This window comes from Clostridium tetanomorphum (assembly GCF_017873215.1).
GTDB lineage: Bacteria > Bacillota > Clostridia > Clostridiales > Clostridiaceae > Clostridium_AO > Clostridium_AO tetanomorphum.
The window spans coordinates 1-8250 of sequence record NZ_JAGGKA010000044.1; the positions used below are offsets into that span (position 1 = coordinate 1).

Annotated in this window: 8 protein-coding genes; all 8 read right to left on the bottom strand. The window is 29.1% G+C overall.

Annotated elements, in window-relative coordinates; translation table 11 throughout:
- Nucleotides 1–562: 562 nt before the first annotated feature.
- Nucleotides 563–1270, bottom strand: a complete 708-nt coding sequence (locus tag J2Z24_RS20965) for a sigma-70 family RNA polymerase sigma factor (RefSeq protein WP_035152570.1) — start codon at nt 1268–1270, stop codon at nt 563–565.
- A gap of 15 nt (nt 1271–1285) precedes the next feature.
- Nucleotides 1286–1597 (bottom strand): sigma-70 family RNA polymerase sigma factor, encoded by a 312-nt coding sequence (locus J2Z24_RS20970; RefSeq protein ID WP_035152567.1) that lies wholly within the window; start codon nt 1595–1597, stop codon nt 1286–1288.
- Between the two features lie 634 nt (nt 1598–2231).
- Entirely contained in the window at nt 2232–4196 is a 1965-nt protein-coding gene (locus J2Z24_RS20975; RefSeq protein WP_035152564.1) for a phage tail tape measure protein, read from the bottom strand.
- Nucleotides 4197–4225: 29 nt separating this feature from the next.
- Complete coding sequence (locus J2Z24_RS20980; RefSeq protein WP_035152560.1) at nt 4226–4432, bottom strand: hypothetical protein; 207 nt, start codon at nt 4430–4432, stop codon at nt 4226–4228.
- A 78-nt stretch (nt 4433–4510) separates the two neighbouring features.
- Nucleotides 4511–5350 (bottom strand): major capsid protein, encoded by an 840-nt coding sequence (locus J2Z24_RS20985; protein ID WP_035152557.1) that lies wholly within the window; start codon nt 5348–5350, stop codon nt 4511–4513.
- Between the two features lie 24 nt (nt 5351–5374).
- Nucleotides 5375–5893, bottom strand: a complete 519-nt coding sequence (locus J2Z24_RS20990) for a DUF4355 domain-containing protein (protein ID WP_051593453.1) — start codon at nt 5891–5893, stop codon at nt 5375–5377.
- Nucleotides 5894–6767: 874 nt separating this feature from the next.
- Nucleotides 6768–7571 carry a hypothetical protein gene (locus tag J2Z24_RS20995; protein ID WP_111947720.1) on the bottom strand — a complete coding sequence of 268 codons (804 nt, stop codon included), beginning with the start codon at nt 7569–7571 and terminating at the stop codon, nt 6768–6770.
- 126 nt (nt 7572–7697) lie between these two features.
- A complete protein-coding gene (locus tag J2Z24_RS21000) occupies nt 7698–7913 on the bottom strand; it encodes a hypothetical protein (protein ID WP_035150140.1) in 216 nt (71 codons plus the stop codon).
- Nucleotides 7914–8250: the final 337 nt, after the last annotated feature.

The window sequence follows — 8250 nt, forward strand, 5'->3', positions numbered from 1 at the left end:
ATATCTATTCTATCAAAGTGAGGTGTTTTTTTTCAACGCTTAAGCTTTTCTGAACACACCTGCATAGCAGGTGGTTTTATTTATAGACAATAAAAAAAGTCCTTGAAAATCAAGAACTTTTCATGGTGCGTCGGAGAGGATTCGAACCCCCGACCAACTGGTTCGTAGTTAGTTTCATAAATAATTTATAATTTATTGCTTTTACACTATCCCTTATATATCAATAGTTATACAGTTTATATTTATTTTAATTTAATTCCTTTTACATGTTTTTATTTACTTTTTAACGACAAATTAACGACAAATTAACTTAACTAAAACATTGATATATATATCTTATATTATTACCTTAGCTATTTAGCTTGTATTAAGTTTTTTACAAGATAGCAATGGTATAACACCTCTTATATTAAAATCATTCCTATATGGCTCTAAAAGATATTTTAACCTCCGAATTTTCGGCAGTTAAACTTTTAATTTTATTTTCCATGCTTCAACTACACGAGTGTAAGTTTGTATCCATTATAATAAAAAAACTATCGGAAATACCTCCGATAGTCATTTAACATATATATTTATCTTTCCAATCCATGAATTCTAAATTAGCATTTATATCATATTTAGCATCATATACCTTTTTTACATATATCTCCTTAGCTTTATTTCTTCCCCAAGGTGTCCATCTTATTTTTCTTAAGGCTTTAAATTTTTCACACCTCACATGTCTGTAGGGCATATTAAGTACCTCTCCTATTTCACGTAAATTCATAGGCTTAGAATTATTCCATCCATAATGTAGTTTTAATATCTCCCTTTGCCGTAAAGTATTATGTTGCAACATTAATTCTTCAAGTTCTTGTCTTAACTGCTGTATATATATTTTTTCTTCTACATTTTCATAGGAATAATCTATATCTTTAATTGTATCTAGTAATTCATTTTCTTCATCTTCACCTATAGGAATATTAAGGCTTGTTTCTTCATTAGTATTCTTTTGATTTATAAATCTGCTTATTTTAGAATATATCCAATGTATAGCATAAGTTATAAAGTTAGCTTTCTTGGGATTATTAAAATCATATTTATTAGCGGCTATTATTAACCCTATGAATCCTTCCTGCTCCAAATCCTCTTTATCTATAGAATTAGTACCTTCTATATAAAATTTATTAACTAATTTATAAACTATACCTGTATTTTGTTCTATAAGTTTAGATAATGCTTGTCCATCTCCATTCTGATATAAATGTACTAGTTCCTCATTAGTCATACTAAAGCACCTCATTTAAAGATTTATTATTTCTTCTATTTGTTTTATCATTCTTTTCTCTCTTCTATATAAGGTACTCCTGGCTACATGAAATATATTAGCTAATTCTTTAGCACTTAATTTCTTTTTAAATTTAAGAAATATATACTTCTTATCTTCTTCACTTAAATATTTAAAAGCAAATTTAAAATCTATATACTTATGTTCTAGATCCATTATTTTTAACATTGCATCTACACGTTCTGTTATATTGCCTTTTTCTCTCTTTTCCTTTAACTCATCTATTCTATCTAAGTCCTTAAAGTACTGTTTTAAATCTATAGCCATAGTTACCTCCTTAATTGTTGTCCTCACATTTGATAGTTTTATCATCTGTGACAAATATATGTTCATTCCCCACAAACGGAGAAATATAATCACCGTATATAAGAACCATCATACTGTTGGACCTCATTAAATATTTTATTCCAGGTATCTGAATATCATTCAGTTGCTTATCTACTGTAACGTTTCAATACATTAGGCATATAGGTATCACCAAAACCGATACCTATTCCTTTCCCCAATAATCAACTATTCTTGGATTAATAGGACTCTCCAAACTTGGTGAATCTCTTTTTAGGGACTCGGAAAACTCGGATTCGTTCTTTTTTAGGGCTGCCGAAAGTGCCGAATACTTTCTTATCCCTTTTTAGGGACTACGAAATGTCCGCATACTTCTTTTAAAATGTAATTACTTATACAAGGATTTACAAGGATATTTTGCAACGCTCCTTCACTTTGAATTGAAGTTTTTTGAAGTAGCGTTGCATTTATTATACTTATTCGTTTGTTTTGGAAATAATCCAAAAGGGTGCAACCTTAACAAACCTTAACACCTTGACATTTCTCAACATGTTAGCAAATGTTAGCATTTAATAAATAAGAGCCTTGGAGCTTACTGCTCCTTAGCTCCTATACATTAAGCATATACCCCTTCTGCACTATTAACTAATTCATTTTCCATATAATTTTCTATCTTATCAATTATTTTATCTATGTCAGCTTCTTCTTTTACTTGTACATCTCCAAAACTTACATTAGGTTGTAAAGTTACAAAGTTTTGTATGCTTTCTTGCTCTGCTAAATCTCTCATCATTTGTAGATGTTCATTACTAACATCAATTTTATCATCTATATTTTTAAGATGTTTGTTACCCTTCTTTAAATTCTTGCTAGGATCAGCCATTCCTAAGGTTCCTGGTCCTTGTGCTTTATTCCACTCATCCATAATATTAGGTACAGGTTGATTTATACCTTGTCCTATTTTATCTAAACCAAACTTAGCTTTTACATCATCCAAAGTAGCATTTTTAATAAAATCCTGTCCTGATGCTTTGAATTTACTAAAATCAGCCCTATATTCTATTTCCTGTATTTGTTTTGTTTCAATTCCTAATAAGCCCCCAAAGAAACCTGATACTTTATTTATGCCTTTTATAGCTCCGTTTAAAATATTTATTACTGCATTAACAGCACATTGAGCTACATCTACTATATACCCAAATGCATCTGCAAAGGTTTTTCTAATTCCATTTGTAACAGCTCCAAAAGCTAGCATGGCACTTATTAAACCTATTATCAATCCAATTACTATGCCTATAGGATTCATTAACATTACTTTATTAAGTAAACTTTGCTTTAAAGCTCCTAATGATATGGCACCTGCTAACCGTAATTTTGCAAAAGTCAATCCATTAGTTAAGAAAGTCCATACTGCCATTAATCCATGAGCTATTGTTGTTAAAGCATTTGTTGTTAATATTACAGTATTATAAGTTCCCCAGGCGGCGGCAATGCCAAATATAATGGGTGATAGTGTCCATAATGTCATTCCTAAGTTTTCAACAATACTTATTAAAGATTCAAAACCCCATTTTGCTATATCTGCTCCAGATTGAATTAAATAAAATGCCCAAGTAGCTACATTAGCTATTATTGTAATACCTGCGTTTATTCCATCAAAGAATGGTTGGAAACTACCATTTCTAAATCCTTGATTTATTCTACTTAATATTGGTTTTACAGCATTTAATGCATTCTCTCCTGCTTGTGAAAATGCAGTTTCTATATTAGATTTTAAGTTATTCATTTGAGCAACTGCCGATTGATTAAATGCTTCCATAGCCTTATCCGTAGCACCTTTACTAGCTAACAACTTATTAAATTTGTTTATAAAATCATCCATACTGGTAGAAGCTTTTAATATTTCTGCGTCTGCTTTACCAAATCCAAATCTCTGCCTAACTGACATAAAATCTCCACTTAATGCTTCTTTAAGTGCAAATCCTGCACCCTCCAAACCTTGCGTTGGATCTAAAAAAGCTAATTTTTCAGCAGTTTTATTTAAAGACATAAGTTTATCCGTATTCTTAGTAAATTGAATAAAACTTCTTGTTATAGTATTAAATTCTTTTAATCCATATACACTTATATTTGCATATCTATTTAATTCTCCAAAGAAAGCTTTTCCTACATCCTTATTGCCTAACATACCTGAAATGGTAATTAATTGTTGTTCTAATTTAGCGGCTCCTCCTATAGTTAATTCTATTCCCTTTTTTATTGCTTGATATGTTAAGTAAGCTTTACCTAATCCCATAACCTTACTTAGTAATCTCTCTACTATATTTGTACCTTTATTAAATGCATTATTTAAATTGTTTTGCCCATTAGTTGCTTTATTTTGTGCATTGGTTAACTGATTAAATCCTACTGTTGTTCCTTGTGCTATGCCCCTTGTTGCATTTAAAGAACTAATCATATTACTATTTCTATTAGCCACTCTATTCATACTTAATTCAGTTGAATTTAATGCATTAGTAACTTGTTGTAGCGGTCTTGTCATCATATCAAACATCTTTAAACTAGTTGATACTGTTGCCATAGTTACCTCCTTTCTATTAATATTAGAACCTAAAAATACGTATAAAATTGTATTCTAGCTTTTCTTAATTCCTTTTCACTTTCTTTAATATACTTCTTTACACTTTTAGCTTTAATCTTCATTTCATTATTCATATTGCCTTTATTTAATTTCATAAATCTTTTATATCTCTTCTTTAATTCTTTTATTTCATTTTCCATACCAATTATTTCTCTTTGGATTTCTTCACGATTCATACTAATAAAATCACTTCCTGCTAATATCTTTTATATAAAGAGCCATAGAAGCATTTAGCCCTATAGCTCTTTACTCAATTAAGGTGTTGTTGTGGATATTGGATGATAATACAATGCATCTTTTTTATTATTTAAAACAAAAGCATCATAATAAACTCTACCTTCTATTAAATAGCCACTTATACCTTGAGGATTATCATGTATTTTATATTCTGCTAGTTTAACAGGTGAACAAGTAGCAGATGGATGTCCTATTAAAAATCCCGCCTCTTTAGGCAATCTGTTAGATGGTACTTTTATAACTGGCATACCATCATACATAGCAACTATACCTTTTATCCTCATTTCTTGACCTATTTCAGTTTCCATTGTTATATCCTTTGAATTTTTCATAGTTTTATATATTTTGGGGGTTACTACTAAGAATCTTCCTTCTTGAGGTATTTCTTTGTCATCTAAAATTTCAGTACCAGTTGTTATTTTGTCATAAACATTATCCTTTGTAATAGCTACTGGTGTAGCTTTCGTCCCAGCTTCTTCACACATCTTTGCAAATCTATAAGTATCTATTTCAGGAACTACTACTTCCCTTAATTGTCTTTCTAATGCTTTTCCACTTTCAAGAGCCATAGCAGTTTCATCCATATCCATTCTATCTATTGCAAAAGTAAATGATCTATCTTTGGATAAAATCATTTCCTGTGTTGTAGTACTTAGATTTTCTATAACTCCATATCTGCTACCCTCTACAGTTTCCCTATTATAATCATTCATTTTAGCAGTATTTACTGAATAAACCTTTACTGCTTTACTTCCAGTAAAATCAAAATCAGTATTAATACATTGATTTGATTTACTAATTACTTTAAATTTTTCATCTACTGCTCCTGAATACTTCACTGCATAATCAATTGCCATATTAAATCACATTCCTCTCGTTTTTTATTTTATTTTTAATCCTTGTAGGAATGGATCACTAGAAGTTTTAGTTGATGTATCTACATCTACAGGTTTTATCCCACTAAATTTAATTGGTTTTCCCATTGCTGACTTAAGAGCCTTTTCTGCTATATCAACACTCTTTTTTAATTCATCTATATTTGAATAATTTAAAAGCCCCATAAGCTCACTTGGTAACTCTCTTTCTTTGAGAATTTCATAGGCTGTAATTTTAAGTTCTTTTTCGTTAATTTCCTTTTCCTTAATAGATAATTCTTTTTCTTTTTTATTAAGCTCATGCTGATATTTCTCTTCTGTAGACATTTTAGCAACCTTTTGAGCTTCTTCAAGTTTATCTTCAAATTCTTTTTCCCATTTGGAACGTTCTCTATCTAATCTTTTAGATATTATTTTATTTACATCTTCTTGAGTAAAAGATTTTTGAGTATCTTCTTTATTATCATTTTGAATATCTGTTGCATTCTCTTCCATTGATCCATTCTCATTTTCTACATTTTCCATTAATATTACCTCCTGTTTTACGCCTAGTCGGCTATGTTTTATTTGCTTATTTGTTACCCTCAATAAAGCTAAAGGTTTAAATTATACATTGAGCAGTTTTACGCCATACTTAGGGCTAGTGATATAAAAAATAAAAAGGCACGAGAACAACCTTCTCTTTTTTAAGAAAGTTAATTTCCCGTGCCATATCTTCATAGGCTTCCATAATACAATTCCTATTTAATAGGATTCGTTATCATGGGGTACTTAATTATTTATTTTTATCTTTATATTTATTATATCATGAAAAACACTCTAAATCAAATAATATCAGTACTTTAAGCTTATTTTTTATCTATATATTTAAGCCATGGTATCGCAGTTTTTAACTCCTTGGATATTAATTATTTATAGGTATTTCCCGCAGCGGGATAAAGTAATACTTTTGAAAAAGGGAATTTCTCATTATCATTTAAACGAGTCCAGAATTGGCTTCGTTAATTTCTTTTAATTCATTACCAATTAAATAAACTGAATAAGTACACCACTTTAATTTTTACTCATTTAATTACATTGACTTCCCCCATAACAAATAACTTTGCATCCCCTTAAATTTATTGATAAACATGTTTTAAATTATATAGTTACAAATAAATTGGACAAAGGTATAGCTCTTGGAGCTACTATGTTTATTTTTTATTGTAAAAGTACAAAAGGCAGTGCATATTACATTTGTAATTTGCATATGCATATCGATAAAGATTAAAAAGTGACCAAAAGCATATGCTTTTTAACCTATTTTAAATCACTTTTAAGCAGTGCTTTTGTTTATATATCCCTTCGACATTATGTCGAACCTACTACACGGGGTATTCCTTTCTAAAAAGGTGATATTCTATATTCCCCATTCTTCCTTTAACTTATTTAAAAATTTCATACCCTCTCCATTATCTTTTTTAATATCTGGATGAAGTTTCATAGCTGCAGCTTTATATATTGCTTTTAAATATTCCTTCTCTTCTTCTGTGTAGGTACTGCTATTATTTTTAAAGTAACTACTAAAATCATAATTACTGTAGTTACTATTAAAATTTTCATAATAACTACGTTCATATTCTTTTCTAGCTTCATATTGAGCTTTTATATTTTTAAGCATTTCCTCATTCCTTAAAGTTCCAAATACATCATAACAATAATCGTAAGTATCTTCTCCATAAGTTTTTTCAAAGTCAGCTTTATCTATTATATATCTTTGAATTATTTCAGTATGTTTTTTATTAGTTTTATATTCTTCTGTTTTATGAAATTCACTTTCAACTTTTTTTATTATTGGATCTAGTTTTTTATATACCATATTCCATAATTCATCTTCTGTTATATTCATCTCCTGAAGCTTTTCATTCAGCTTACTTTGAAAAATAAAATCTCCTGGCCATGATTCTAATAAATCATAATATCCCATGGTACATATTGACCACTGTTTCTTTTTAACCTTTCCATTCTCTCTATAGCTTTCATGTATACTTATCTTATAAGCTTTTCTGATAGGTCTTTCAAATCTTCCCCCTGTCCATTTATATGAATACTTTGTTTTAGTTTCTCCACCTATAGTCCATGTTGTAGAATCTACTTCTAAATTCTTAAATTCTCCAAACTCATTACACTTCTTATTCTCTATCTCTTGAATTACACAATACATTCTTTCACCTCTTTATCTTTAAGATAGTTGGTTTTAATACTATTACCCTTCGTCATTATGACGAACCCTTTATTTAAAATAATGTAGTTACTACATAACTTTACATAGTAACCACATATATTAATTTTATAAGTTCATTGTTTTTATTAACCTTTCTTTATTATTAAAAATATAATTCTCAACTAATTCCTCTGGAACCTCATCTATATGCTCTATTATATTGTTATCATCAGCAATTAAAGTTTTTCTATAAAATTTATTTGTATTTTCATCATTACAATACCAAATTTCTTTATTATCTACTGTTTCACCAAAAAGCATATTTAATTTTAGTTTTAACATATTAATTCCTCCATAATTCTTTTCTATTGATATACAAGTTGTCCATAATGTACAACTTCATAAAATTTTATCTATTGTTATAAAGTTTCTTCCATACCCTTAGTTCCCTTATATTAGGTTTAAGGTTATTACTCTTGCAATAATCTATATAAGCTAAAAATATTGGAACCGCCATAAGATCACCTCTTGAAATATCCTTCCAAAAGAGTTAAACTAAAATTGCGTATGATAGTTTGTTCCTCTTGGAATGGACTTTATTTTTTATTTTAGGTCTATATGGATTCTTCTGTATTGACCTTCGTTCTTATATTCCTTACTAACTTTAAGCACCTCAAAG